Genomic DNA, 25,055 nt, shown 5'->3' with positions numbered 1-25,055 from the left:
CAGATTGACCCCGGTCCAGGTGGCTTCGGGTTGTTGCCCCTGCGGCGGGTCTGTGCGTCAACACACAATGCAGACCGGGGTCGATGACCCCGGCGTGCGGCATCGTCCGCGCGTCGCTGCGTTTGTGTTGCCCGACATGTCCATCCATCAGTCCCTGATCAGCCCCACCCACCATCCGGAGCTGGAGCGCCTGCTGCGCGCCCGCCTGGATCGGCGCAGCGCCATCGCCGGCCGTCTGGGGGAGCTGGAGCCGCTGGCAGTGCGGCTGGGTCTGATCCAGAACACGCTGACACCCGAGCTGGACATTCCCACGCTCATGCTGTTTGCCGGCGACCATGGCCTGGCGGTGGATGGGATCAAGCTGCCCAACGGGCGCAGCACCCGTGAGCAGGCCCTGCTGGCGCTGCAGCATCGCCTGCCGTCCACTGTTTTTGCCAATCACCAGGGCATGCATGTGACGGTGGTGGACTGCGGCATTGCCGAGCCCCTGAGTCCGCAGCGCGGCCTGCTGGCCCGCAAGATTGCACATGGCACCCGCAACTGCCGGGTAGGTCCGGCGATGACGCTGGAGCAGGCGCATGCAGGCGTTCGCGTCGGCATGGAGATTTCCGACAACCTCTCCAGCAACGTGCTGGCGTGCGCCGGCCTCGGCCAGGGCTCGATGGAAGCGGCGGCGCTGGTGCTGTCCCGCCTGATGGACCTGCCGGTGCGGGACTTCGTCATCTCCGGCCCGGACATGCCGCAGGAGGAGCTGACCCACCTGCTGATCGTGCTGCAGAGTGCGCAGGCCCGCCATCGGGAGGTGGAAGAGCCGATGGCGGTGCTGGCCGCCTTCGGGGGGCATGAACTGGCGGTGATGGTCGGGGCGATGCTGGTGGCGGCGAGCAAGCGCCAGCTGATTCTGGTGGATGGCCTGACCGCCTGCGCCGCCCTGAAGGTGGCGTCCATGATTGCGCCACCGGTCACCGACTACGCTGTGTTCTGCCGCAGCACCACCCACCGCGGCCTGGACGAAGCCCTCTCCCTGTTCCATGCCGCCGCCCTGCTGGAGCTCGGCATGGACTGCAGCGACGGCACCGGTGCGCCGCTGGCCTGGCCGATGATCCGCTGCGCAGCGGCACTGCTGACCGAGGTGCAGGACATTCCCGACGGCCCGATCCACAGCCGGCCCACCGACCTGCACAACGGCGCCAGCCAGATGGGTGGTCTGAGGAAAAATTGAAACCGGGCGTGTCAGCTCTGTGCACGCGGCCGAATGAAACACGGGCTCTGTCCAGCTGGATCGGGCCCGTGGTCTTTATTGGGTGGCTGCGTTCTCGGGCGGCGGCGGCACGCCGGTACTGGGCAAGGCGCCCCCGATATTGGTGAGCGGCGACGCATTGCCGTTCATCGGCACGCTGCCCGGCGGCGCATTCAACGAAATGCCTTGCTGGTTCGGCGGCAGCGCCCCCGACGGCGGCAGGGCCGGCGTGGGTTGCGGCGGCTCGGGCGCCATCATCGACGGCGCAGCGCCCGGCACAGGCGTCAGCGCCAGGCGGATGCTCACGGTGTTGTTCCGTCCCAGACCCACTTCACGCCGGCTGACTTCCAGCAGCTGGATGTCCCCATCCACCACCTGTCCGACGCGGAACGGACGCGCAAATCCCCCCCCCACGACCAGCAGCGCGACGCCTTCGCCGGTGGCCTGACCGCTCGACGGCGCCACCACGCCCAGCAGCTGATACCGGGACGAGGCGGATTCCACCGGTGCGGCGGACGGCGATTCCTGGGTGAAAACCTTCGTCCAGTCGCCGATGGAGCCGCCGGACACGGCGGGCAAGACCTGCCCCGGCGCCGCCGGCCCTCGGGCCATGAGCGTCAGCGACCAATAGGCCAGACTGGCCGCCATCAGCGCCCAGATCACGAAGCTTAACCAACGTGCATGCATGTGCGGATTATGATGGAACGCAAGAGGCTGCAGACGGGCAGCCCAGCCCCAGGATTGCAAAACCATGCAACGCAAGATGACTCCCCGCCGCGCCAGCCGCGGTTTCACCCTGATCGAACTGATCGTGGCCATCACCATCGTGGCCGTGATGGGCGCCGTGGTGGTGCCTGCCGTGATGAATCACGTGGCCGACGCCCGGCGCACCGCCGCCAAGCAGGACGTCACCACGCTGATGCAGGCGCTCAAGATTTACAAGATGGACAACGGCCGTTATCCCAGCGGCGACCAGGGCCTCAATGCCCTGGTGAGCAAGCCCACCAGCGGCACCGTGCCGGGCAACTGGAAGGTCTACATCGAGAAGCTGCCCAAGGATCCCTGGGGCAACCCCTATCAGTATGACAACCCCGGCCTGAAGGGCGAAGTGGATGTCTACAGCCTCGGCGCGGACGGCAAGCCCGGCGGTGAGGGCAATGACGCTGACATCGGCTCCTGGGAATAATCCACCCGCCCCGCCACTCTTCCGTTCGCGACCATGACCGCCCGCCGCCTGCGCGGCTTCACCCTGATCGAACTGCTGGTCGCCATCACCATCATTGCAGTGGCCAGCGCCACCGTCGTGGTGGCGATGCGCAACAACGGAGGTGCCGATCTGGAACGCGAAGCGCTGCATCTGGCCAGCGTGCTGGAGACTGCCCGTGCGGAAGCACGGGCGGCGTCGCTGGAGGTCACCTGGCAGCCGGACCAGGGCCGGTTCCGCTTCAACGGCCTGCCGCAGGATCTGGTCACCCGGCTCAAGCTGGATCGTGGCTGGCTGGGTGAAGAACCTTCGGTGACCGTCCAGGGCCAGACCGATGCCAGCGGACGGGTCCGCCTCGGGCCGGAGCCCATCATCGGCGCCCAGCGTATTCAGCTCACCCGCGGGGAGGCCCACATCACGCTGGGCACCGACGGCCTGCGGCCGTTCACCATCGAACGGGAGGTGGCGCCATGAGGCAGCACCGCGGCTTCACCCTGATCGAAGTGCTGGTCGCGCTGACCATCGTCGGCCTGTGCCTGGCCGCCGGCATGCGGGCCGCCGGCACCATGACCAGCAACGCGCAGCGCCTGTCGCTCAACAACATGGCGCAGTGGTGTGCCGAAAACGAGTTGACCGAAATGCGGCTGACCACAGCGTTCCCGGGTACCGGCACCACCGAGTTCTCCTGCACCCAGCTCGGTCACACCTTCACCGGCAAGACCGAGGTGGCCGGCACCGCCAACCCCAACTTCCGACGGGTGGAACTGCGCGTGTTCAATGACGATGGTCAAGCGCTGCTGAGCATCACCACCGTCGTGGGGCGGTACTGATGCACCGTCCGGCCGCGCGTGGATTCACGCTGATCGAAGTGGTGGTGGCGCTGGTCATCATGGCGATGATGAGCGTCATGGCCTGGCGCGCCGTGTCCGCGCTGAGTGCCACCCGGGACGCCACCGACGCCCACATGGACAGTGCGGAGACCATCGGCACCCTGGTGCGCCAATGGGAGCTCGACCTGCGGGAAGTCCAGGACAGCAAGCAGTTCGCCGCCCTCAGTTTCGATGGCGCCACCCTGCGCATGACGCGGCGCAGCGCCAAGGGGCTGCAGGTGGTCTCCTGGCAGGTCCGTGACGGCCGCCTGTCGCGCTGGGCAGCGCCGCCTGCGACATCGGTCAGCGCCCTGCAGGACGCCTGGTTTCGCGCCCAGCAACTGAGCCCTCAGGACCTGCGCGACAGTCCGGGCCTCCCCGGCGTGCAGGGCTGGCAGATGTATTTCTTCCGGAACAACGCCTGGAGCAATGCGCAGTCCAGCGGCGACCAGGAAGAGACCGCCAGCAAAAGCGTGCCCAGCGGCGTGCGAATGAAGATCCAGTTTGCTGGTGGGGGCTACAACGGCGAGCTGACGCGGGAAGTGGTCGTCCCGGCGGGAGCCACCCGGTGACGCGCCGCCCCCGCCTGCACACACGCGGCGCCGCCCTGTTGACCGCGCTGCTGATCGTCACCCTGGTCACCACGCTGGCAGCCGCCATGCTGTGGCGGCAGGCGCGCAGCATTCAGATCGAATCCGCGGAGCGGGGCCGGGCGCAGTCGGACTGGGTGCTGCAAGGCGCGCTGGACTGGGCCCGGGTGATCCTTCGCGAAGACACGCGGGCCAACAAGAACGCCGGCGACAACGCGGTGGACTTCGGCGGCGAGGTCTGGGCCGTGCCGCTGGCGGAAGCCAAGCTCTCCAGTTTCCTGTCCACCGACGACAACCATTCTTCGGACAGCGGCCCGGACGCCTACCTCTCCGGACGGATCGAGGACGCCCAGGGGAAGTTCAATCTTTACAACCTGATTCCGCAGGAGCCGCCGAACCCGACCAATCCGAGTGCCCCACCGGTGCAGCTGGCCATTGCCCAGCGGCTCTTTCAGTCTGCGGGGCTGAATGCCAGCCTGGCCAACGACGTGCAGAAGCGGCTGCGTCAGGCCTTCCCACAACCGGTCACTCAAACCAATCCGGGCGGCGGGAACACGGGGAACAGCGCGTCGGACGGTGGGTCGCCCGTGTTGCCCATCCGGGTTGATCAACTCGGCTGGCTCAATCTCACCGCGGACCAGATCGACCGTCTACGGCCCTACGTCACGATCCTGCCGCCCAGCTCGTCCAACGAAAAGACGGTCACCGTCACCAAGATCAACATCAACACCGCCCCTCGCGAAGTGCTCGCCGCGCTGGACGCCCGGATGGGCCTGGGGGACGCGGACCGCATCGTCCGGGCCCGTGAGGCGAAGGGCATCACCAAGAGCCAGATCGCCCAATACCTCCCCAACGGGGTGGAACTGGACAGCATCGTTCAGGCCACCAGCGACTACTTCGTCGTCACCGGCCAGCTGCGGCTGGACGACCGTCTCGTCACCATGCGCTCGCTGGTCTGGCGAAACAACGATTTTCAAACCCGTGTGCTGGATCGCCAGTACGTCCAGCAATCCACCGCCCTCATTGCCGGGCAAGGCAGATAGCCGACGTCTGTCACGTTTCGTCACCCGTTTCAGTCGTCCTGGCCGCCAACCTGCCTCAGACTTCGGCACCCTGACAATGTCTACAGGGTGGCCTAGGGGCTTGTTCGGGGGCTTTGCCGCCAATCTGTCGCGCAAGCCCTCCTAGAATCCGCCTTCTCATGAGTACCCTGCTCATCCTGCTGCCTGATGCGCCGCCCGCGGCGACCGGCACCCAAGATTACGAATTCTGGTTCAGTCCCGATGCCCAGGCGCCTGCCCGGGCGGGAGGACGGGGCGAACGCGCCCCGCTGGATGCCATGCCCAAGGCCGACCGCGTGATGGCGCTGCTGTCCGATGCCGCCGTGAGCTGGCATACGGTGCGCCTGCCGCTGGCCCTTCGGGGGCCCAAGCTGCGCAGCGCCCTGTCCGGCGTGCTGGAAGAATCCCTGCTGGAAGATCCGGAGCGGCTGCACCTGGCGCTGATGGACGTGGACAAAGGCCTGCCGGGCCTGGCCGAAGATGTGGACCATCCCGAAACCCGGCTGGAAGACGGTGAAAACCCGCCCCGATGGGTGGCCGCTGTCGCCCGCGACACCTTGAAGGCCCACCTGCAGGCCATCCAGAACGCCGGCCTGCTGCTGGAAGCGGTCTTCCCGGTGTCCTGGCCGGACGGCCGGCTGGGTGGCCATGTCGATCAAGGTCCGGACGGACAGCCGCGCCTGCGCGCCTGGTCGCCGCCCGGCATCGCCACCTTCCCCATGACCAGCGCGGGGGTTCGTACCTGGCTGGGCGACACCTGGTGGACCCAGGCGAAGGTCAGCGCCACACCGCCGGTGTCTGCAGAAGCCGAGCGGCTGCTGGGCCGGCCGGTGGAAGTGCTGAACGACACCGAACGGGCCTGGGCGGCCCTGGGCGCGCCGATCAACCTGCTGCAGTTCGAGCTGACGCCCCGGCAACGCGGCTGGCAGCGCGTCTACCGCGCCTGGCAGGTGATGCAGGGCCCGGAATGGCGGCCGTTCCGATGGGGCGTCATCGCCCTGGTGGCGGTGCAGATCATCGGTGTCAATGCGATGGCCTTCCAGCAGCGCCGCGCGCTGGACAATCGCCGCGCCGAACAGGAACAGTTGCTGCGCCAGGCCTTCCCGCAGATCCGGACCGTGCGCGACGCGCCGGCCCAGATGCAGCGCGAGGTGGATCTCGCCCGCGCCCGCGCCGGCCAGATCGGCCCGGGGGATCTGGAAGACCTGCTCGGCGCCGTGGCCCGCGCGATGCCGGCCGGCCAGCCGCCGCTGCAAGGCCTGCGCTTCGAAAACAATCGCCTGCTGCTGACCGGCCTGCCCGCGCCGGTGCGTGAGCAGGTGCGCGACCGTCTCTTCCAGAACCCTGCCCTGCGGGTCAGCGACGAAGGAGATACCCTCCAATTGAGCCTGCGGCCGACGACACGATGAAAAGTACTCCCCCTTGGCTGCGCCAGCTTGAGGAGCGCTGGCAGGCCGCGCAGCCGCGTGAACGGCAGATGGTTCGCACGGCCGCGGTGGTGGTGGGCGCCGCCCTGCTGTGGCTGGTGGCCATTGCGCCCGCCTGGAACACCCTCTCCAAAGCGCCGGCCGAGCTGGACAAGCTGGATGGCGAGCTGCGTCAGATGCGTGCGCTCGCCCAGCAGGCGCAGCAGCTCAAGCAGGCGCCTCCGATTTCGCAGGAACAGTCGATCACCGCGCTGCGCAGTGCCACCGAACGGCTGGGCCCGAATGCCGAGCTGACCCTCACCGGTCCCCAGGCACAACTGCGTCTGCGCGGCGTGCCCGGCGCGGCGCTGGCGGTCTGGCTGACGGAAGCCCGCCAGTCGGCACGGGCCCGCCCGCAGGATGTCGAACTGCAATCGGGTGCGCAGGGCTATACCGGCCGCATCACTGTCGCCCTGCCCGGCGCCAACGGCTCATGAAGCGACCCACTTTCAGCACGCCTTTCAAGCGTCCCGCCGCGGCACCACGCTCGGCGCGCGCCGCCCTGCTGCCCACACCCAAGCCGCGCACCCGCCGCTGGGCCTGGGCCGGCGGGGTGCTGGGTCTGCTGCTGGCGCTGATCTGGTTTGCACCAGCAGCATGGCTGGCCTCGGGCCTGGCGGCCGCCACCCAGCAACGCCTGCTGCTGGCCGATCCGCGCGGCAGCATCTGGACCGGCAGCGCCCGGCTGATCCTGAGTGCCGGTCCCGGCAGCCGCGACGCCAGCGAACTGCCCGACCGTCTGCAGTGGTCGCTGCGCCCCGCCTGGATCTCGGGTGGTCTGGGCCTGCGACTGACGCTGAACCAGGATTGCTGCATCCGTCCGGACTCCCCCATCACCGTGCGTGTGGGGCTGGGCAAACTCGCGCTGAACCTGCCCGACAGCCCGGACGGCCGTGCCTGGATCCAATGGCCCGCGTCCTGGCTGACGGGCCTGGGCACGCCCTGGAACACCCTGGCGCCAGACGGCCGCCTGAACCTGAGCGCCCAGCAATTCCGCATCGAGCGGGACCAGGGCAAATGGCAGGTGAACGGGGTGATCCAGCTGGATCTGCAGGAGATGTCTTCCCGGCTCTCCTCGGTGGACCCGCTGGGCACCTATCGCCTCAGCATCCTGGGTGCGGCCACGCCGCAGCTGATGCTGCAGACGATGCAGGGTCCGCTTCTTTTGAATGGCCAGGGCACCCTGGGCAACCGCGTGCAATTCCGTGGGGACGCCAGTGCGGCCCCCGGCAGTGAGGCGGCGCTGGCCAACTTGTTGAACATCATCGGGCGCCGCGAGGGCGCGCGCTCGATCATCTCGGTGGGATGAGCATGAAGACACACATGATGCGACCGACAGCCATGGCTCTGGCCGTGAGCCTGATCGCCGCCAGCCTGCCGGTGCAGGCACAGCAGGGTCAGCAGCAGCCGAACCGTCGCCAACCGGCAGTCAAAGCCAGCACGCCGGTGACGCTGAATTTCGTCAACACCGACATTGAAGCGGTCTCGCGTGCGATGTCCGCTGCGATGGGCAAGCCCATCCTGGTCGATCCGCGGGTCAAGGGCACGATGACGCTGACGGCCGAGCAGCCGGTGCCGGTGCAGGAGGCTTACCTCAGTTATCTGGCGGCGCTGCGCGGTCTGGGCTTTGCGATGGTCGATTCGGGCGGCATTCTGAAGCTGGTGCCGGAAGCGGAAGCCAAGCTGCAGACCGGCTCGGTGTCGATCGGCACGGAAAGCCGTCAACGTGGCGATCAGGTCGTCACCCAGATCTTCAAGCTCAATCACGAGAACGCGAACAATCTGGTGGCGGTGCTGCGGCCGCTGATCACGCCGAACAACACCATCAATGCCAACCCAGGCAATAACAGCCTGGTGATCACCGATTACGCCGAGAACCTGCAGCGTCTGAGCCGCATCGTGGCGGCGCTGGATCAGCCGTCTAACACCGACATCGAGGTGATTCCGCTGCGCAATGCGGTGGCCTCGGACGTGGTGCAGCTGGTGCAGCGGCTGTCCGAAGGCGCCGGCGTGGCCGGACAGCCCGGCGGCGGCGTGAGTGCCGGCGGGAACAGTGTGCTGGCCGATCCGCGCAGCAATGCGTTGATCGTGCGCGCCTCCAATCCGGCGCGCCTGATGCAGCTGCGCGCCATGATCGCGAAGCTGGATACGCCCGGGATCGACGCCTCCAACGGCAACATCCGCGTCATCTATCTGAAGAACGCGGATGCGGTGCGTCTGGCGACGGTGCTGCGTGCTGCCTTCAGCGCGAACAGTGCGACGACCGGCGGCAGCGGCAGTTCCGGCAGCGGTGCCTCCACCGTCGGTGGCCTCGCGACCGGTGGCGGCGGTGGGGGTGGCGGTGGTAACGCCACCGGCAACAGCAGCTTCTCCGGCGGCAATTCGTCCTTCGGAGGCGGCGGCGGCAATGGCTCCAGCGGTTCGTCGGGCGGCTCAGGCGTCGGCGCCTCGACGCAGGTCAGCGCCACCGCGCAGCCCAACACCGGTGGCTTCGTTCAGGCCGATCCAGCCACCAATTCGCTGATCATTACGGCGCCCGAGCCGATGTACAAACAGATCCGCGCGGTGGTCGAGCAGCTGGACACCCGTCGCGCGCAGGTCTATGTGGAAGCGCTGGTAGTGAAGGTGGATGCCAGCAAGGTCGGCCAGTTCGGCGTGCAGTGGCAGAACCTGTTCGGGTCAGTGGGCATCGGCACCAACTTCGGCACCGGCTACAGCAACATCCTGAATCTCTCAGCCGCGGCCGCTGGCGGTGTGCCCAACTCGAGCACGTCCACGGGTGCCATCAACATCGGTACGGCCATCGCTTCCGGCGGCATTCCGCAGGGGCTGAACATCGGCGCCACCACCCGCATCGGCAGCTATCTGACGCTGGGCGCCGTGGCCAATGCGTTGGAACAGCTCTCGGGCACCAACGTGCTGTCCACCCCCTCACTGGTGGTGCAGGACAATGAAGAAGCCGACATGATCGTCGGCCGCAACGTGCCGGTGATCAGCAGCACCACCCAGGGCAACAGCATCACCAGCCCGTTCAACACCTACGAGCGTCGCGACGTCGGCCTGCGGCTGAAGATCAAGACCCAGGTCGGTGAAAACGGCACGGTGCGGATCAAGGTCTATCAGGAAAACTCCAGCGTGGTGGATGGCACGTCCAGCAGCGCCAATGGTCCCACCATCGACAAGAGCGCCGTGGAGACCTCGGTCACGCTGGAAGACGGTCAGGTCCTGGTGCTGGGCGGCATGCTCAAGGACGAGTACAGTGATGGCGAAAACAAGGTGCCCGGCCTCGGCGACATTCCGCTGCTGGGCAATCTGTTCAAGAATCAGAGCCGCAACCGCAGCAAGTCCAACCTGATGATCTTCCTGCGCCCCGTCGTGCTGCGTACGCCTGAGAGCGCCACCGCGGTGAGCCTGGATCGCTACGACGCCATCCGCGCCTATCAGCAGGACGTGCAACCGGCCCGGACCCTGGTCCTGCCGAACACCGGGGCACCGATGCTGCCGGAGCGTCCCGCTTCGTCGCCGGCGCTGCCGACACCGCCGCGTCCTGTTTCGGAGCCAGCTTCTCAGCCAGAATCAGGGCCCGCTCGCTGAACGAAAGATCCCCATCCATGGCCACCCGCCATCCCCTGCCCTACGCTTTTGCCCGCAGCCAGCAGCTGCTGCTGGAAGACGACGGCGAGCAGCGCACCCTCTGGGCCACCCCGGTGGCCAGCCTCTCGACGCTGTCTGAGCTGCAGCGGGTGCATGCGCCGCATCGGGTGGAGTGCATCAGCCCGGCCGACATGGCCGCGCGGCTGCAGGCCGCGTATGCCGGCGGGGAGGACAGCGCAGCGCTGGTGGTGGGTGAAGTGGAAAGCGCGGTCGACCTCTCCCGCCTGATGCAGGACCTGCCGGCCGTGGAAGACCTGCTGGAAGCCGCCGACGACGCGCCCATCATCCGCATGCTCAATGCGCTGCTGACGCAGGCCGCCAACAACGGCGCCAGCGACATCCACATCGAGCCCTATGAGCGCGAAAGCAGCGTGCGCTTCCGCGTGGACGGCACGCTGCGCGAAGTGGTGCGGCCCAACCGGGCGCTGCATGCGGCGCTGATCTCGCGCCTGAAGATCATGGCCGAGCTGGACATCGCTGAAAAGCGCCTGCCCCAGGACGGTCGCATTTCCCTGCGCATCGGCGGCCGGGCCATCGACGTGCGGGTCTCGACCCTGCCGTCAGCCCACGGCGAACGCGCGGTGCTGCGTCTGCTGGACAAGTCAGAATCCAAGTTCACCCTCACCGGCCTGGGCATGGACGGTGAACGGCTGTCCCGCTTCCAGCGCCTGGTGCAGCAGCCGCACGGCATCGTGCTGGTGACCGGCCCGACCGGCTCCGGCAAGACCACCACGCTGTATGCCGCGATGCAGACGCTGGACACCTCCACCACCAACGTGCTGACGGTGGAAGACCCGATCGAATACGAACTGGCCGGCGTGGGGCAGACGCAGGTCAACGCCCGCATCGACCTGACCTTCGCCAAGGCCCTGCGCGCCATCCTGCGTCAGGACCCGGACGTGATCATGATCGGTGAAATCCGGGACTACGAAACCGCCCAGATCGCCATCCAGGCCTCGCTGACCGGTCACCTGGTGCTGGCCACGCTGCACACCAACGATGCGGTCAGTGCCGTCACCCGCCTGACCGACATGGGTGTCGAACCCTTCCTGCTCAGCTCCAGCCTGCTGGGCGTGCTCGCCCAGCGCCTCGTGCGCAAGCTCTGTCCGGTCTGCAAGGCGCCCTCGCCCACCCCGCTGCCGGGCGGTGGCACCCGCTACCAGCCGGTCGGCTGCGCGGCCTGCTCGTCCAGCGGCTACAAGGGCCGTACCGGCGTGTATGAGCTGATGGTCTGCGACGACAAGGTCCGTCATCTGATCCACGGCCAGGCGGCCGAAGCCGACCTGCTCGCCGCTGCACGCGCCAACGGCCTGCGTTCGATGCGCGAGGACGGCGACCGTCTGGTGGCCGCCGGCATCACCTCTGAAGAGGAAGTGCTGCGGGTCACGCGCGAGTAGTGAGCCGCAGTCCGAGCCGCAGTCCGAGCCACAGAGTCAGCCTCGCGCACAAAGCAGCCCCGTCATCCGTCGTTCCCCGCCATGCCCGCCTACAAATACGAAGCCCTGGACAATGCCGGCAAGCCCCGCCAGGGCCTGCTGGAAGCGGACAACCCGCGTGCCGCCCGCGCCCAGCTGCGCGGCCAGGGGCTGGTGCCCATGGAGGTGCACCCGGTGGCGGCGCCCAAGTCCAGCAGCCGCTGGGCCCGAAGGGTGTTCAACGGCTCCGGGCTGTCGGTGTGGACACGGCAACTGGCTGGTCTGGTGACCGCCGGTCTGCCGCTGGAGCGCTCGCTGGCAGCACTCGCCGATGAAGCTGATGATCCGCGCCAGCGCGACCTGATGTCGTCGCTGAAGGCGGAGGTGAACGCCGGTTCGCCTTTTGCGCGTGCGCTCGGCACCGCCCCGCGGGAGTTCGACGATGTGTACCGCGCGGTGGTCGCCGCCGGTGAGCAGAGTGGCGCCCTCGGCCCGGTGCTCGAAAGCCTTGCCGACGACCTGGAAGAGACCCAGCGCCTGCGCTCGGAACTGTTTGGTGCGCTGGCCTATCCGATCATCGTCTGCTTCATCTCACTGCTGGCTGTCGGTTTCCTGCTGACCTATGTGGTGCCGCAGGTGGCCGCGGTCTTCACCCAGACGCGGCAGACCCTGCCGCTGCTCACCCGGCTGATGATGGGCACCTCCGATCTGCTGCGTCAGTGGGGCCTGGTCCTCGTCGGTCTGCTGGTGGTGGGCGGCTTCGCGGTGCGACAGACGCTGAAGAAGGAAGGGCCACGCCAGCGCTTTGACGCCGCATGGCTGAACCTGCCGGTCATCGGCCGCATCTCGCGGGGCTACAACGCGGCGCGTTTCTCCGGCACGCTGGCGATGCTGGCCGGTGCCGGGGTGCCCATCCTGAAGGCCCTGCAGGCCGCGGCCGAGACGCTCTCCAACCACGCCATGCGGGCCGATGCGATGGACGCGCTGGTGCAGGTGCGCGAAGGCGCGCCGCTGGGCGCGGCCCTGGCCGGCAAGAAGCGCTTTCCCGGGCTGCTGTCGATGTTCGCCCGCCTGGGCGAGCAGACCGGTCAGTTGCCGGACATGCTGCAGCGCGCCGCACGGCAGCTGGGCAATGAGGTCAAGCGCCGCGCCATGACCCTGGCCACGCTGCTGGAGCCGCTGCTCATCGTCGCCATGGGCGGCGTGGTGATGCTGATCGTGCTGTCGGTGCTGCTGCCCATCATCGACATGAACAAGCTGGCGACGCAGTAAGCTCAGGCCGGTATCCGGCCCTTCTCACGGGCCTTGGCCAGGCCCTGTCCGGGCCCTTTCCTGTCCCTTTTCAGGCCCTTACCCAGCCTCACTCGTCAAAGGTTGTAGCCGACATGCCCGCGAATCTGGACGGTCAACTGGTGGTGGCAATCTCGTCACGCGCCCTGTTTGATTTCGAAGAAGAGAACCAGCTGTTCGAAGCGGGTGACGACCGGGCCTACATGCAGCTGCAGCAGCAGCGCCTGGAGCAACCGGCCAAGCCGGGCACCGCGTTTTCGCTGGTGCACAAGCTGCTCGCCTTCAACCAGCCGGGGGACAAACCACGGGTGGAAGTGGTGGTGCTCTCCCGCAATGATCCGATCTCCGGCATGCGGGTGTTCCGCTCGGCGCAGCATTACGGGCTGCCCATCCTGCGCGGCGTCTTCACCCGCGGACAGAGCCCGTGGCGCTACCTGCGGCCCCTGAAGGCGCATCTGTTCCTCTCGACCAATGAGGAAGATGTGCGCTCGGCACTGGCGGCCGGCGTGGCGGCGGCGCGGGTGTTCCCCCAATCGGCGCGCGCCTCGGTCGCTTACCCCGAAGAACTGCGCATCGCCTTCGACGGCGATGCGGTGCTGTTTTCCGACGAAGCCGAGCAGGTCTTCCAGCGCGACGGTCTGGATGCCTTCCAGGCCCATGAGCGCGAACGCAAGCTCACCCCGCTGCCGGCCGGACCGTTCAAACAGGTGTTGCATGAGCTGCAGCGGCTGCAGAACCAGCCGCTGGGCCCGATGCGCATCCGCACCGCGCTGGTCACCGCCCGCAGTGCGCCCGCCCATGAGCGAGCCATTCGCACGCTGATGGACTGGCAGGTGGAGGTGGACGAAGCGATGTTCCTTGGCGGCCTGGCCAAAGGCGAGTTCCTGCGAGAGTTCGAGCCGGACTTCTTCTTCGACGACCAGGCCGGTCACATCGAAAGCGCGGTGGTGCATGTGCCGTCCGGTCATGTGACCATGGGTGTGACGAATCACTGACGCCTCGGGCTTGCGCAGAATAGAGGCATTCTCCCTCTTTCTTCTGCCCAGCCTCCACCGTCCCCCGCCCTGCATGGGGATGCCTGTCACTCCGATACTGATGCGGCCGTGCCATCGAGCGAATCCCCGCCCGGCGCACCAGGCTTGTCGAGCGGGCTGGGCGGGTCCTGCATGCCCGGGTCGCCGCGCAAGCCACAGAAGCCGCGCTCAACGCTTCTGAGCCTGGCGCTCGCCGCGGCCTGCGCCACCGGCGCGTGGATGGCGCCGGACCGCGCATGGTCGGCCCATGCGGGCCGCGCCAGCGACGCGTCGGCAAGCGCTGCCGGCAAGACCGGCCCCACGACCGTGCCGAGCGCGGCGCCCCGCGCGTCCGATGGCCCCGCAAGCTCGACAGCCCAGGTCGAAGGCTTCTACCGCCAGCCGGCGCTGCAAGGCGACCGCCTGGTCTTCGTGTCCGAAGGCGACCTCTGGTCGGCCAGCCTGCAAGGCGGCAGCGCCCAGCGGCTGACGACTCATCTGGGCAGTGAAAGCTCGCCCGCCCTGTCCCCCGATGGACGCTGGCTGGCCTTCGTCGGCCAGTACGACGGCGGTGTGGGCGACGTGTATGTGATGCCGGCCAACGGCGGTGTGCCGCGCCGAATGAGCTGGGACACCGGCCCGGTGCGGGTCTGGGGCATCACCGCCCGCAACGAGGTGCTCTACACCGGCGCCACCGAGCGTGGCGAAGCCGGCACGCAGCTCCACCTGGTCAACATCGACACCGGGGAGCGCCGCGCCCTGCCGGTGGGCCAGGCGGCTGACGGTGCACTCAGCGACGATGGACGCTGGCTCTACTTCACCCGCAATGGCCTGCGCGGCGACAACGCCCGCCAATACCGGGGCGGCGCCATGGCGCGGCTCTGGGTGATGGACCTGAACAGCCAGGCCGAAGCACGGCCGCTGGTGGCCGAAGGCAGCAATGACCGGCGTCCGATGCCCTACCGGGATGCGCAAGGGCGCGACCGCATCGCCTTCCTCTCGGACCGCGACGGCACCTACAACCTGTGGTCGGTGGCGGCGGACGGCTCGGACCTTCAGCAGCTCACCCGCCATCGCGGCTGGGACATCCGCCACGCCAGCATCAGCGGACGGCAGGTGGTGTATGCGCTGGGGGCCGATCTGTATCGACTGGATCTGGACGGTGTGCCCCCCACGGCCGATGCCGGCAGCGTCACCGGCGCCAGTGGCACCGGCGCTGCGGCATCCTCCGATGGCACGAGACTTCGCTTCACCCTCCACAGCGATCACGACCAGATGCGTCGCCGCTGGATCGCCAAACCCCAGGATTTCCTCACCAGCGTCGCCCTGTCGCCAGACGGTGAGCGGGTGGTGCTGACCAGCCGGGGCCGCCTGGCCACCCAAGGCGTCGGCCCGCTGCGCCGCGCGGAGCTGCCCTTCCCCCAGGACCTGACGGATGCCGGCCGCTGCCGCGATGCCCGCTTCAGCGCGGACAGCCGCTCCATCTTCTCCGTCTGTGATTTCAGCGGCGAGACCGAGACGGACGCAAGCTGATGGTGGTGAAAACCGCCGCCCCCGGCGCCGCCGGCGACATCCTGATCGTGGACGCCGGTGCCAAGCTGCCGACCGACCTCGACAAGTCGCGCGTGCTGTGGAGCGACTGGCAGATCCAGGTGGACCCGCGCGCCGAGTGGCGCCAGATGTTCGCCGATGGCTGGCGCATGCAGCGGGACTACGTCTACGACAAGGACCTGCACGGCGTGGACTGGCCGGCGATGCGCCGCAAATACGCCCCACTGGTGGAGCGGGTGACCGAGCGGGGCGAACTCAACGAAGTGATGGCGCAGATGGTCGGTGAGATCAGCCTGCTGCACAGCTCGGTGCGCCCCGGGGATCTGCGTCAGTCGTCGGGAGAGCCCGGCTGGGCGGGCCTCGGTGCGCTGCTGGTGCGGGATCCGCAGGGCTGGAAAATCCAGCGCATCTACAGCGGCGATCCGGAGCTGCCGTCCGAGGCCGGGCCGCTGGCCGCCCCGGGTCTGGACATCCCGCTCGGCTCGGTCATCACCGCCATCAACGGCCGGGATGCCACCACCCTGCCCGACCCCACCGAAGGCCTTCGCGGCCAATCCGGCAAGCAGGTGCTGCTGGCGCTGCGCGAGCCCGGAGGTCGCAGCCGAAGCGTGGTGGTGACGCCGGTGGACCAGCGCCGCGAAGCCCGCCTGCGGGTGGATGACTGGCGCTATGGCAAGGCCCGACGTGTCGATCAGGCCAGCCAGGGGCACATCGGTTATGTGCATCTGCGGGCGATGGGCCCGGAAGACATCGCCGACTTCGCGCGCGAGTTCTATGCGCAGAGTGACCGCGATGGCCTGATCATCGACGTGCGCCACAACAACGGCGGCAACATCGACAGCTTCATCCTGGAGAAGCTCTCCCGTCGCGCCTGGGCCTACTGGCAGCCACGCTCGCCGGAAGGCGCTGCGCCCTATCCCAACATGCAGCAGACCTTCCGCGGCCATGTGGTGGTGCTGGCCAATGAAGAGACCTACTCGGACGGTGAGACCTTCACCGAGGGCTTCAAGCGTCTGGGACTGGGTCCGGTAATTGGCACCACCACCTCGGGTGCGGGCGTCTGGCTGTCTGACAACAATTGGCTGGTGGACAAAGGCATGATGCGCGCCGCGGAGAACGGCCAGATCCTGATCGATGGCAGCTTCATCGTCGAAGGCAAGGGCGTGACGCCAGACATCCGCGTCGACAACCCGCCACGCGCCACCGCGCAGGGGCAGGAGGCGCAGCTGGACGCGGCACTGGCCTGGCTGAAGCAGCGGATTCAAGAGGCGCCGGTGGTGACGCCGAAGCCAGGCGCCTATCCGCGTCCGGTGAAGCCATAAGGCGCGCAGCGCTCCGACCGGCGCCGTCCGCGGCGCTGGCGTCGTGAGCGCTTGAAACTTCTGCACGCCAGATCACCGGCATTCCTGACCGGTCCGGTGATCGCAAATCGCCCGGCGGCCGCAGCCTCGCAACACACATGACGAACAAGCGCCCTTTTGAGGGCGCTTTTTTTCGTCCCTCATCCGCCGGATGGCCCATTCCATCGGCCTTCAAGGCCATCTTCACCGGTTCAGGGGACAACGCCAGCGGCGAGTCCGGCATCCGGTTTGCCGCGCGGCGCTGGCCCCTCTTGATGCTGGACACACCCCTCACCATTGGACGCAGTTGCTGACGTCCGCCGGAGAACCTCCGCCCTAGCATCGATTCGCCGCCGCCTCTCGCGCCTGGCGTGAAGTTTCCGGAGAAGTTGTGATGCGTCCCACCCAAGACCGCGAGATCGTCGGCCTGCAGGCCCTGCGAGCGTTTGCCGCTGTGGCTGTGGTCCTGCACCACGCCCTGCGCGCCAGCACCATCAATGCACCGGCGGACATGGCCCTGGTGCCCTCGGTGCTGCCGGCCTGGCTGATCGAAGCGGGTGCGGGCGGCGTGGATGTGTTCTTCATCCTCAGCGGCTTTCTGATGGTCTACATCTCAGGCAGCTATGTGCAGGGTCGCCGGCCGGTCTCCCACTTCCTGCAGCAGCGGGTGCTGCGGGTGTGGCCGATGTATGTGCTCGTCACGCTGTATGCGCTCAAGCCGGCCCTGCTGCACTGGTGGGGCACTGGGGAGCGGGGCTTCAATCTGTCGGCCGAGCGGCTCGGTGGCTTTTTTCTGCTGCCGTCCTTCAATGAGCACCACCTCATTCAGCCCATCGTCGGCGTGGGCTGGACGCTGAGCTACGAGGCCCTGTTCTACCTCTGCTTTGCCGCCGCGATCCTGGTGGCGCGCGAGCACCTCTTCCCTGCCCTGTGCGCCATCGTGGCAGCGGCATTCGGTGTCGGCCTGCTGATGCCGGACAGCAGCGCCTGGCACGGCTTCCTGGCCGATCCGATCACGCTGGAATTCCTCTTCGGTGCCGCCATCGCCAGCTTCGTGAACTGGCGCCGGCAGCCCCGGTCGGCATCGCTGATGCTGGTCGCCGCCGGGCTGCTGCTGTTCGGCGTCTTCGCCCACATGGAACTGGTGAGCACCCATTGGCGCCCCATCAGCTTCGGCATCGCTGCGGCGCTGCTGTTCGTCGGCGTGCTGCGCCTGGAAGGTCAGGTGACCTGGCCGCGCTGGGTGGTGATGCTGGGCAATGCGTCCTACTCGATCTATCTGGTGCATGTGCTGGTGATCTACCAGCTGATGCCCTATGCCGAGCGCGCCGTGCGCAAATACAACCTCAGCCTGAGTGCCGACCTGCTGGCGTTGATGCTTACCGCAGGCGGCGTGGGTGTGGGTGTGGCCTGCTACTTCCTGCTGGAAAAGCCGATCACCACCTGGCTCATGCGCAAGCCACGTCGCACCGGCCCGGCGGTGTTGCCGGTGCCGGTGCGGCCGCATTAACGATCAGCGGGGTCCCCTTCCGGGTCCGGGCCTGTCAGACCTGCAGCGTCAGATCTGCGAGTCCCAGGGCTTGGACAGCCGCATCGCCCCGTTGATGATGCCCACCATCGAATAGGTCTGCGGGAAGTTGCCCCACAGTTCCCCGGTGACGGGGTGGGTGTCTTCCGAGAGCAGACCCAAGTGGTTGCGCGAGGCCAGCAAGGCTTCGAAGATTTCACGCGCTTCGTCGGTGCGACCAATGCGGGCCAGTGCATCGATGCGCCAGAAGGCGCAGATGTTGAAGGCGGTTTCCGGGCGGCCAAAGTCGTCCGGCGCCTCATAGCGACGCATGTGAGGCCCGTCGCACAGGGATGCTTCCAGCGCATCCACCGTGCTCACGAAGCGAGGGTCCTTCGGATCGATGAAGCCCACCTCGGCCATCAGCAGCACACTGGCATCCAGGTCCTTGCCGCCGAAGCTCTCCACAAAGGCCTTGCGATGGTCACTCCAGGCGTTCTGCAGGATCTTGTTGCGGATGATCTCCGCCCGTTCCCGCCACAAATGCGCCCGGCGCGGCTCATTCAGCACGGTGGCGATCTTGGCCAGCCGGTCGCAGGCGGCCCAGTTCATCAGCACCGACGAGGTGTGCACCCGTGAGCGGGTGCGCAGCTCCCACATGCCGGCATCGGGCTTGTCGTGGATGGCGTAGGCCTGCTCGCCGATGCGCTCCAGCAGCGCGAACTCGTTGAGCCCGGCCCGCTGGTGCAAACGGTGGTCGAAGAAGGACTGGGCCGAGCCCAGCACGATGTTGCCGTAGACGTCGTGCTGGAAGTGCTCGTACGCCTGATTGCCCGCGCGCACCGGGCCATTGCCCCGGTAACCGCGAAGGTGGTCCACCGTCTGCTCGGTGAGGCGGTGCTCCAGGCCAATGCCGTAAAGCGGCTGCACATGCCCATCCTTGGACTGGGCCACCACATTGCGCAGCCAGCGCAGGTAGTCCTCCATCGTGCCGGTCTCGGACAGGCTGTTGAGCGCCCGCACCACAAAGAAGGCGTCCCGCAACCAGCAATACCGGTAGTCCCAGTTTCGCTGGGTGCCCGGTGCTTCCGGCACGCTGGTGGTCATCGCCGCGACGATCGCGCCGGTTTCCTCATACAGGCACATCTTGAGGGTGATGGCCGCGCGGATCACCGCCTCCTGCCATTCCAGCGGAATCGCCAGGCGCCGGGTCCAGTCGCGCCAGTAGTTGACCGTCTGCTCCTCCAGCATGCGGGCGGCGTCTTCCACACCGCGGTCCAGCGTTTCATCCGGACCGAAGATGAAGCTCATCGGCTGGTCGAGGGAGAACGAGGTTTCGTCGAGGATGTAGGTGAGCGGCGCGTTGGAGGTCAGCCGCACCACAAAGCGCGGTCCGACAAATCGGATGTGATTGCTGCCCCGGGTGCGCACCGGGCGCGACTTGCCCCAGTCCACCACCGGCCGCAGCACCACACGGATTTGCGGGCGGCCTTCCAGCGGGCGGATGCGCCGCACCAGCATCATGGGCCGGAAGGGGCGGTCATGCAGGAAGAAACGCGGCATGAAGTCGGTGACTTCGATGGCGTTGCCGTGGGTGTCGTACAGCCGCGTGCGCAGCACGGCGGTGCCATGGTCGTACGACTGCTCGCTGTGAGAGAAGTCCTCCAGGACGACCTGGAAGGTGCCGTCCGGCCCCACGCCTTCGGGCGAGTCGATGAGCGCATGGAACATCGGGTCGCCATCAAAGCGGGGCGCGCAGGCCCAGACCACCCGGGCTCGATCGTCGATGAGGGCGCTGACCGCGCAATTCCCGACCAACCCCAACTTCAGCGATGCCACATCCATAAGCGTTACCCCTTTCTGATGAGCCACCAGACGGCAGGAAACGTGCCTTGGCTTCCTGCGTCAGTCAGAGTCAGGTGTAGCGCGATGTGCGGCCGGGATCAATCGGCCGCTGGGAAGTCGCACTGGAGCGTGGGGTTGCAGCGTGGGCGTGGAGCGAGAGGTTGCAGCGTGTGATCGCAGCGCAGGGTCAGGTCAGGGTGACGCGGGCAAACTTGCGCTTGCCCACCTGCACGACCATCTGGCCGGCCTCGATCTTCAGCGTACGGTCGGTCACCGTGTCGCCGTCGATCTTGACGCCGTTCTGCTCGATCATCCGATTGGCTTCCGTGGTCGACGGCACCAGCCCGGCCTGCTTGAGCAGGGCGCCAATGCCCAGCGGGGCGCCGCTCAGGGTCACTTCGGGGATGTCGTCCGGAATGCCGCCCTTGGCCCGGTTGTTGAAGTCGGCTTCCGCCTCGTCCGCCGCCTGCGTGCTGTGGAAACGCGCGGTGATTTCCTTGGCCAGCAGCACCTTCACTTCCTTGGGGTTGCGGCCCGCTTCGATCTCGCGCTTGAGCGCGGCGATCTCGTCCAGGCTGCGGAAGCTCAGCAGGTCATACCACTTCCACATCTGCACATCGCTGATCGACAGGATCTTGGCAAACATGCTGTTGGCCGGCTCGGTGATGCCCACGTAGTTGTTCTTGGACTTGGACATCTTGTCCACGCCGTCCAGACCTTCCAGCAGCGGCATGGTCAGGATGCACTGCGGCTCCTGGCCGTACTCCGCCTGCAGGTGGCGCCCCATCAGCAGGTTGAATTTCTGATCGGTCCCACCGAGCTCAAGGTCGGATTTCAGGGCCACTGAGTCGTAGCCCTGCATCAGCGGATAGAGGAATTCATGCACCGAGATCGGGGTGCCGGCGGCAAACCGCTTGGTGAAGTCGTCCCGCTCCATCATGCGGGCGACGGTGTACTTGGCGGCCAGCTGGATCATGCCGCGGGCGCCCAGTGGGTCGCTCCATTCGCTGTTGTAGCGGATCTCGGTGCGGGCCGGGTCCAGCACCAGACTGGCCTGCTTGTAGTAGGTCTCGGCGTTGTGCTTGATCTGCTCCGGCGTCAGCGGCGGGCGGGTGGCATTGCGGCCGGAGGGGTCACCGATCATCGAGGTGAAATCGCCGATCAGAAAGATCACCTGATGCCCCAGGTCCTGCAGCTGGCGCATCTTGTTCAGCACCACCGTGTGGCCGATATGGATGTCCGGCGCCGTCGGGTCCAGGCCCAGCTTGATGCGCAGCGGCACGCCGGTGGCTTCCGAGCGGGCCAGCTTTTTCACCCATTCCTGCTGCGGCAGCAGTTCCTCGCAGCCGCGCAGCGATTGCGCCAGCGCTTGCTCGACACGATCGGTGATCGGAAATTCCGGTTGGCTGGAAGGATTGGCGGACTGGGTTCGGGCTTCGGACATAGTGCTGCATCACCCGCACGGGGCTTACATAAAGTCTTGATTTAGCGGGTTTTCTAGCATGCTGCGAGAAGACCCGCCGCTATACTTGCCGCAGTTTTGCAGGGGGCGATCGGTAGCTTTTACCGCCTCCGCGCCCTGCAAAGGCTGCCGATTCTAGGTCACAGACCTCAGCGCTCGGCCAGCACTCTGCTGTATCGACCGCACACGCCTGTCCCCTGCGTACGGTGTGCTTGTGGATTCCGTCACCCACCGTCTCCAGGATGTCTCGCGCGTGATGAATTGGTCTGAGGAATGGAAGCGTGTGCAGCGCTCGCTGGCTCGCGTCGAAGGTTTTGCAGCGCGGCATCCGCGTGCACTGACCGGAACGGTGGTCGGTGTGCTCGGCGGCTTTGCGGTCACGGCCTTTGGTATTGCCCCGCTGGCCCCGGACGCGGCCGATCTGCAGCAGCACGAAATCACCGAAGCCATCGTCCCCGTGGCGCTGGACGAGCAGCTGGCCCAGCTGGCCGCGTTTGACCCGGGGCTTTCCCGCACCGACGTCACCCGCGCTGCCGACACGGCCGACACCCTGCTCAAGCGCATGGGTGCCTTCGACCCGGCCGCGGCCCTCTTCCTGCGCAACGACCCGACCGCCAAGCGCCTGCTGCAAGGCCGCGTCGGCAAGCGGGTGCAGGTGACCGCCACCGCCAGCGGACAGGTGCAAAGCATCGTCGCCCGCTTTCCGGCAGAAAAGGCGGAGCAGCAGGACCGTTTCTTCACCCGCCTGAGCATCGAGCGTCAGGGCGACCAGTTCGTCTCCAAGTGGGAAACCGCTCCGCTGGAAAGCCAGATCCGCCTGGGCAGCGGCACCATCCGCAGCTCGCTGTTTGCCGCCACCGACGAAGCCAACATTCCGGACGCCATCGCTTCGCAGCTCGCGGACATGTTCTCCGGCGACATCGACTTCCACCGTGAGCTCCGCAAGGGCGACCGCTTCTCGCTGGTCTATGAAGTCCTGACCGCCGACGGCGAACCGATCAACTGGGACGGCCGTGCCGGCCGCCTGCTGGCTTCGGAATTCGTCAACAACGGCAAAAGCTATCAATCGGTCTGGTTCAAGGACAGCGCTTCCGGCAAGGGCAGCTATTACGGCTTTGATGGCGAAAGCAAGCGCAAGTCGTTCCTGGCCAGCCCGATGGAGTTTTCGCGGGTGACCTCCGGCTTCGCGATGCGCTTCCACCCGATCCTCAAGACCTGGCGTCAGCACCAGGGCATCGACTACGGCGCGCCCACCGGCACCGCCGTGCGCACCGTCGGCGATGGGACCGTGGCTTTTGCCGGCTGGCAAAACGGCTTCGGCAACGTCATCCAGATCAAGCACAACGGCGACCGGATGACCGTCTATGGTCACCTCAGCCGAATCGACGTGAAGCGTGGCGAGCGAGTCGAGCAAGGACAGAAGATCGGCGCCGTCGGTGCCACCGGCTGGGCCACCGGCCCCCACCTGCACTTCGAATTCCGCGTCAACGGTCAGCAGCAGGATCCGCGTGTGATTGCCAAGGCGTCTGAATCGGTGGCCCTGCCGGCGTCGGCGCGCGCTGCCTTCCAGTCGCAATTGGCCGCTGCGAAGACGCAACTGCAAGCCGCCGCGACGCTGGGTGACGGCGTGGTGGGCGAGTAAGTCGATCGAAGGACCGTTGGGCCTGCGGGCTCTCGGTCTCAAGCAGCAAGGACGGCGCGCCGGATGGTGGCGCCTGACGCAAGGGGGCCAGTGGCCCCCTTGGTGTTTCAGGCGCAACCGGTCGTAGCCACCAGGGAGTGCAAGCATGACCACAGAGCTTTTGATCGGCTTGATGTCGGGTACCTCGCTCGACGGGGTGGATGCGGTGTTGCTGGAAGCCGATGGCGAAGGCCGCGTGGCGGCGCTGGCGCATGCTCATCATCCGTTCGGTGAGGAATTGCGGGCTGAATTGCTGGCGCTCAATGCGCCGGGCGACAACGAGCTGGCGCGCAGCGCGCTGGCGGCCAACGCGGTGTCGCGGGCGTATGCACAGGTGGTTCAGCAGCTGCTGCTGGCGCAGGGCCTGGCACCCCGTCAGATCCGCGCACTCGGCGCGCATGGACAGACGGTTCGCCACCGTCCCGGGGAGTTCGACGGGACCGGCTTCACCCTTCAACTGCTCAATGCGCCGCTGCTGGCGGAGTTGACCGGCATCAGCGTCGTCCACGATTTCCGCAGCCGGGATCTGGCGGCAGGCGGACAGGGCGCACCGCTGGTGCCTGCATTTCATCGCGCCGTGTTCGGCCGGCGCGATGCGGATGTGGTGGTTCTCAACGTCGGCGGCATCAGCAATGTCAGCCTGTTGTGGGCGCAGGGGAACAGCGGCGGCTTCGACTGCGGCCCTGGCAACTGCCTGATGGATGGATGGATCCAGCGGCATCAAGGCGTCGAGTACGACGCGGACGGTCGATGGGCCGCGCAGGGCCAGGTGCTGCCCAGCCTGCTGCGGGATCTTCTCGCGGAGCCGTTTTTTCTCCAGGCGCCGCCCCGCAGCACCGGCCGGGATCTCTTCCATCTGCAGTGGCTGGACCATCGGCTGGCGTCCCATTCCTCGGCACGCCCAGTGGATGTGCAGGCCACCCTGCTGGAACTGAGCGCCCGCTGCGTGGCCGATGGCTTGGCGCAGTTCGCGCCGGGGCAGTGGCGGCAGTTGATGGTCTGCGGAGGCGGGGCCTTCAACGGCCAGCTGATGGCGCGATTGCAGTCGCTGATGCCGCCCCTGAAGGTGTCGAGTACCGAGGAGGCTGGCCTGCCGCCCATGCAGGTGGAAGGCGCCGCATTCGCCTGGCTGGCGATGCGCTGGCTGCGCCATCTGAGTGGCAATCTGCCAGCGGTGACCGGGGCGAGCGGGGAGCGGGTGCTCGGGAGTTATACACCGGCTTGATCGGCCGGCTGGATTGGCCCGTCTGACAGACCCGCTTGATGAGGCAACGTCATTGACGGGCCGAAAGCAAAAGAGCCCGGGGCAAAGCCGGGCTCTCAACAAAAACCGCCCGAAGGCGGTTTTCAATTGGCGCGAGCGCGCATCAGACCGAGAAGCTCGACCCGCAACCGCAGGTGGTCGTGGCGTTCGGATTCTTGATGACGAACTGAGCGCCTTGCAGGTCTTCCTTGTAGTCGATCTCTGCGCCCATCAGGTACTGCAGGCTCATCGCGTCGATCAGCAGGGTGACGTCGTTCTTGTTCATCCGCGTGTCGTCGTCGTTCACCGCTTCGTCGAAGGTGAAACCGTACTGGAAGCCGGAGCAGCCGCCGCCCTGCACGAATACGCGCAGCTTCAGATCGGGGTTGCCCTCTTCCAGCACCAGCTCGCGCACCTTCTCGGCCGCAGCATCGGTGAAGACCAGCGGGGCGGGCATGCCGTCGGCAGTGAGGTCGGCGGTGGATTCGAGAACTGCAGTGCTCATGCTGGATCCTGAATGGAGAAGTCCGGTGAATGGGAGGGATTATGACAAAGCGGACCCCGCCGCGCCGTTGCGCGCAGCCAAAGCCCTTCTGGCAATGCGGCAGACTGCCAAAAAACAAA

General features: G+C 67.1%; 22 protein-coding genes. 18 read left to right on the top strand and 4 right to left on the bottom strand.

All coding sequences use genetic code 11. The features are described from left to right. Positions 1-67 precede the first annotated feature (67 nt). On the top strand, positions 68-1,222 hold the full coding sequence (locus FHS28_RS15375) for a nicotinate-nucleotide--dimethylbenzimidazole phosphoribosyltransferase (protein WP_246410157.1): 1,155 nt from the start codon (positions 68-70) through the stop codon (positions 1,220-1,222). A gap of 75 nt (positions 1,223-1,297) precedes the next feature. On the opposite strand, the gene FHS28_RS15370 is transcribed toward FHS28_RS15375, so the two are convergent. Next, a complete protein-coding gene (locus FHS28_RS15370; RefSeq protein WP_088452010.1) occupies positions 1,298-1,927 on the bottom strand; it encodes a hypothetical protein in 630 nt (209 codons plus the stop codon). 64 nt (positions 1,928-1,991) lie between these two features. Here FHS28_RS15370 and gspG point away from each other — a divergent pair, with 64 nt between their 5' ends. The 15 genes from gspG (at position 1,992) to FHS28_RS15295 (ending at position 18,203) form a co-directional block, all read left to right on the top strand. Beyond that, positions 1,992-2,426: a type II secretion system major pseudopilin GspG gene (gene gspG / locus FHS28_RS15365; RefSeq protein ID WP_246410155.1), complete on the top strand. Its 435-nt coding sequence runs from the start codon at positions 1,992-1,994 to the stop codon at positions 2,424-2,426. A gap of 33 nt (positions 2,427-2,459) precedes the next feature. Then, positions 2,460-2,918 (top strand): type II secretion system protein, encoded by a 459-nt coding sequence (locus FHS28_RS15360; protein WP_088452008.1) that lies wholly within the window; start codon positions 2,460-2,462, stop codon positions 2,916-2,918. Beyond that, a complete protein-coding gene (gene gspI, locus FHS28_RS15355; RefSeq protein WP_088452006.1) occupies positions 2,915-3,274 on the top strand; it encodes a type II secretion system minor pseudopilin GspI in 360 nt (119 codons plus the stop codon). The genes FHS28_RS15360 and gspI overlap by 4 nt, the downstream gene beginning before the upstream one ends. Next, positions 3,274-3,885 (top strand): prepilin-type N-terminal cleavage/methylation domain-containing protein, encoded by a 612-nt coding sequence (locus FHS28_RS15350; RefSeq protein WP_088452004.1) that lies wholly within the window; start codon positions 3,274-3,276, stop codon positions 3,883-3,885. Before gspI ends, FHS28_RS15350 begins: the two co-directional genes overlap by 1 nt. Further along, complete coding sequence (gspK, locus tag FHS28_RS15345; RefSeq protein ID WP_088452002.1) at positions 3,882-4,946, top strand: type II secretion system minor pseudopilin GspK; 1,065 nt, start codon at positions 3,882-3,884, stop codon at positions 4,944-4,946. The genes FHS28_RS15350 and gspK overlap by 4 nt, the downstream gene beginning before the upstream one ends. A 158-nt stretch (positions 4,947-5,104) precedes the next feature. Next, positions 5,105-6,373, top strand: a complete 1,269-nt coding sequence (gene gspL / locus FHS28_RS15340) for a type II secretion system protein GspL (protein WP_088451999.1) — start codon at positions 5,105-5,107, stop codon at positions 6,371-6,373. After that, a complete protein-coding gene (locus tag FHS28_RS15335) occupies positions 6,370-6,867 on the top strand; it encodes a type II secretion system protein M (RefSeq protein WP_088451997.1) in 498 nt (165 codons plus the stop codon). Before gspL ends, FHS28_RS15335 begins: the two co-directional genes overlap by 4 nt. Beyond that, a complete protein-coding gene (gene gspN / locus FHS28_RS15330) occupies positions 6,864-7,739 on the top strand; it encodes a type II secretion system protein N (protein ID WP_088451995.1) in 876 nt (291 codons plus the stop codon). Before FHS28_RS15335 ends, gspN begins: the two co-directional genes overlap by 4 nt. Before the next feature lie 14 nt (positions 7,740-7,753). Then, positions 7,754-10,024, top strand: coding sequence for a type II secretion system secretin GspD (gene gspD / locus FHS28_RS15325; protein WP_246410152.1), 2,271 nt, complete (start codon positions 7,754-7,756; stop codon positions 10,022-10,024). 17 nt (positions 10,025-10,041) lie between these two features. Then, positions 10,042-11,481 (top strand): type II secretion system ATPase GspE, encoded by a 1,440-nt coding sequence (gspE, locus tag FHS28_RS15320; protein WP_088451991.1) that lies wholly within the window; start codon positions 10,042-10,044, stop codon positions 11,479-11,481. Between the two features lie 81 nt (positions 11,482-11,562). Next, complete coding sequence (gspF, locus tag FHS28_RS15315; protein ID WP_088451989.1) at positions 11,563-12,771, top strand: type II secretion system inner membrane protein GspF; 1,209 nt, start codon at positions 11,563-11,565, stop codon at positions 12,769-12,771. A 113-nt stretch (positions 12,772-12,884) separates the two neighbouring features. Further along, positions 12,885-13,784, top strand: a complete 900-nt coding sequence (locus tag FHS28_RS15310) for a 5'-nucleotidase (protein WP_088451987.1) — start codon at positions 12,885-12,887, stop codon at positions 13,782-13,784. A 171-nt stretch (positions 13,785-13,955) separates the two neighbouring features. Further along, a complete protein-coding gene (locus tag FHS28_RS15305) occupies positions 13,956-15,335 on the top strand; it encodes a PD40 domain-containing protein (RefSeq protein WP_088451985.1) in 1,380 nt (459 codons plus the stop codon). Continuing rightward, positions 15,335-16,675: a S41 family peptidase gene (locus FHS28_RS15300; protein WP_088451982.1), complete on the top strand. Its 1,341-nt coding sequence runs from the start codon at positions 15,335-15,337 to the stop codon at positions 16,673-16,675. The genes FHS28_RS15305 and FHS28_RS15300 overlap by 1 nt, the downstream gene beginning before the upstream one ends. Positions 16,676-17,087: 412 nt before the next feature. Continuing rightward, positions 17,088-18,203 carry an acyltransferase family protein gene (locus FHS28_RS15295; protein WP_088451978.1) on the top strand — a complete coding sequence of 372 codons (1,116 nt, stop codon included), beginning with the start codon at positions 17,088-17,090 and terminating at the stop codon, positions 18,201-18,203. A 48-nt stretch (positions 18,204-18,251) separates the two neighbouring features. Here FHS28_RS15295 and FHS28_RS15290 read toward each other — a convergent pair whose 3' ends face one another. Together FHS28_RS15290 and tyrS are read right to left on the bottom strand one after the other, a co-directional pair. After that, positions 18,252-20,045: a glycoside hydrolase family 15 protein gene (locus FHS28_RS15290; RefSeq protein ID WP_088451976.1), complete on the bottom strand. Its 1,794-nt coding sequence runs from the start codon at positions 20,043-20,045 to the stop codon at positions 18,252-18,254. A 187-nt stretch (positions 20,046-20,232) separates the two neighbouring features. Further along, on the bottom strand, positions 20,233-21,489 hold the full coding sequence (gene tyrS / locus FHS28_RS15285) for a tyrosine--tRNA ligase (RefSeq protein ID WP_088451974.1): 1,257 nt from the start codon (positions 21,487-21,489) through the stop codon (positions 20,233-20,235). Between the two features lie 274 nt (positions 21,490-21,763). Between tyrS and FHS28_RS15280 the strand changes: the two genes are divergently transcribed. Both FHS28_RS15280 and FHS28_RS15275 read left to right on the top strand, forming a co-directional pair. Continuing rightward, positions 21,764-23,149 (top strand): M23 family metallopeptidase, encoded by a 1,386-nt coding sequence (locus FHS28_RS15280; protein WP_088451972.1) that lies wholly within the window; start codon positions 21,764-21,766, stop codon positions 23,147-23,149. 145 nt (positions 23,150-23,294) lie between these two features. Beyond that, complete coding sequence (locus tag FHS28_RS15275) at positions 23,295-24,413, top strand: anhydro-N-acetylmuramic acid kinase (protein WP_088451970.1); 1,119 nt, start codon at positions 23,295-23,297, stop codon at positions 24,411-24,413. Positions 24,414-24,555: 142 nt separating this feature from the next. Here FHS28_RS15275 and erpA read toward each other — a convergent pair whose 3' ends face one another. After that, positions 24,556-24,936, bottom strand: a complete 381-nt coding sequence (gene erpA, locus FHS28_RS15270) for an iron-sulfur cluster insertion protein ErpA (protein ID WP_375140759.1) — start codon at positions 24,934-24,936, stop codon at positions 24,556-24,558. Between the last annotated feature and the right edge of the window lie 119 nt (positions 24,937-25,055).

The sequence above is a fragment of the Roseateles terrae genome, assembly GCF_014192155.1.
Lineage (GTDB): Bacteria > Pseudomonadota > Gammaproteobacteria > Burkholderiales > Burkholderiaceae_C > Roseateles > Roseateles terrae.
The sequence above is the reverse complement of the archived record's forward strand: the minus strand, read 5'-3'. Positions and strand labels throughout refer to the sequence as shown.

Coding starts and splice junctions, on each gene's coding strand:
- FHS28_RS15375 (WP_246410157.1), top strand. CDS start 68: ATGCAGACCGGGGTCGATGACCCCGGCGTGCGGCATCGTCCGCGCGTC.
- FHS28_RS15370 (WP_088452010.1), bottom strand. CDS start 1,927: ATGCATGCACGTTGGTTAAGCTTCGTGATCTGGGCGCTGATGGCGGCC.
- gspG (WP_246410155.1), top strand. CDS start 1,992: ATGCAACGCAAGATGACTCCCCGCCGCGCCAGCCGCGGTTTCACCCTG.
- FHS28_RS15360 (WP_088452008.1), top strand. CDS start 2,460: ATGACCGCCCGCCGCCTGCGCGGCTTCACCCTGATCGAACTGCTGGTC.
- gspI (WP_088452006.1), top strand. CDS start 2,915: ATGAGGCAGCACCGCGGCTTCACCCTGATCGAAGTGCTGGTCGCGCTG.
- FHS28_RS15350 (WP_088452004.1), top strand. CDS start 3,274: ATGCACCGTCCGGCCGCGCGTGGATTCACGCTGATCGAAGTGGTGGTG.
- gspL (WP_088451999.1), top strand. CDS start 5,105: ATGAGTACCCTGCTCATCCTGCTGCCTGATGCGCCGCCCGCGGCGACC.
- FHS28_RS15335 (WP_088451997.1), top strand. CDS start 6,370: ATGAAAAGTACTCCCCCTTGGCTGCGCCAGCTTGAGGAGCGCTGGCAG.
- gspN (WP_088451995.1), top strand. CDS start 6,864: ATGAAGCGACCCACTTTCAGCACGCCTTTCAAGCGTCCCGCCGCGGCA.
- gspD (WP_246410152.1), top strand. CDS start 7,754: ATGATGCGACCGACAGCCATGGCTCTGGCCGTGAGCCTGATCGCCGCC.
- gspE (WP_088451991.1), top strand. CDS start 10,042: ATGGCCACCCGCCATCCCCTGCCCTACGCTTTTGCCCGCAGCCAGCAG.
- gspF (WP_088451989.1), top strand. CDS start 11,563: ATGCCCGCCTACAAATACGAAGCCCTGGACAATGCCGGCAAGCCCCGC.
- FHS28_RS15310 (WP_088451987.1), top strand. CDS start 12,885: ATGCCCGCGAATCTGGACGGTCAACTGGTGGTGGCAATCTCGTCACGC.
- FHS28_RS15305 (WP_088451985.1), top strand. CDS start 13,956: ATGCCCGGGTCGCCGCGCAAGCCACAGAAGCCGCGCTCAACGCTTCTG.
- FHS28_RS15300 (WP_088451982.1), top strand. CDS start 15,335: ATGGTGGTGAAAACCGCCGCCCCCGGCGCCGCCGGCGACATCCTGATC.
- FHS28_RS15295 (WP_088451978.1), top strand. CDS start 17,088: ATGCGTCCCACCCAAGACCGCGAGATCGTCGGCCTGCAGGCCCTGCGA.
- FHS28_RS15290 (WP_088451976.1), bottom strand. CDS start 20,045: ATGGATGTGGCATCGCTGAAGTTGGGGTTGGTCGGGAATTGCGCGGTC.
- tyrS (WP_088451974.1), bottom strand. CDS start 21,489: ATGTCCGAAGCCCGAACCCAGTCCGCCAATCCTTCCAGCCAACCGGAA.
- FHS28_RS15280 (WP_088451972.1), top strand. CDS start 21,764: ATGAATTGGTCTGAGGAATGGAAGCGTGTGCAGCGCTCGCTGGCTCGC.
- FHS28_RS15275 (WP_088451970.1), top strand. CDS start 23,295: ATGACCACAGAGCTTTTGATCGGCTTGATGTCGGGTACCTCGCTCGAC.
- erpA (WP_375140759.1), bottom strand. CDS start 24,936: ATGAGCACTGCAGTTCTCGAATCCACCGCCGACCTCACTGCCGACGGC.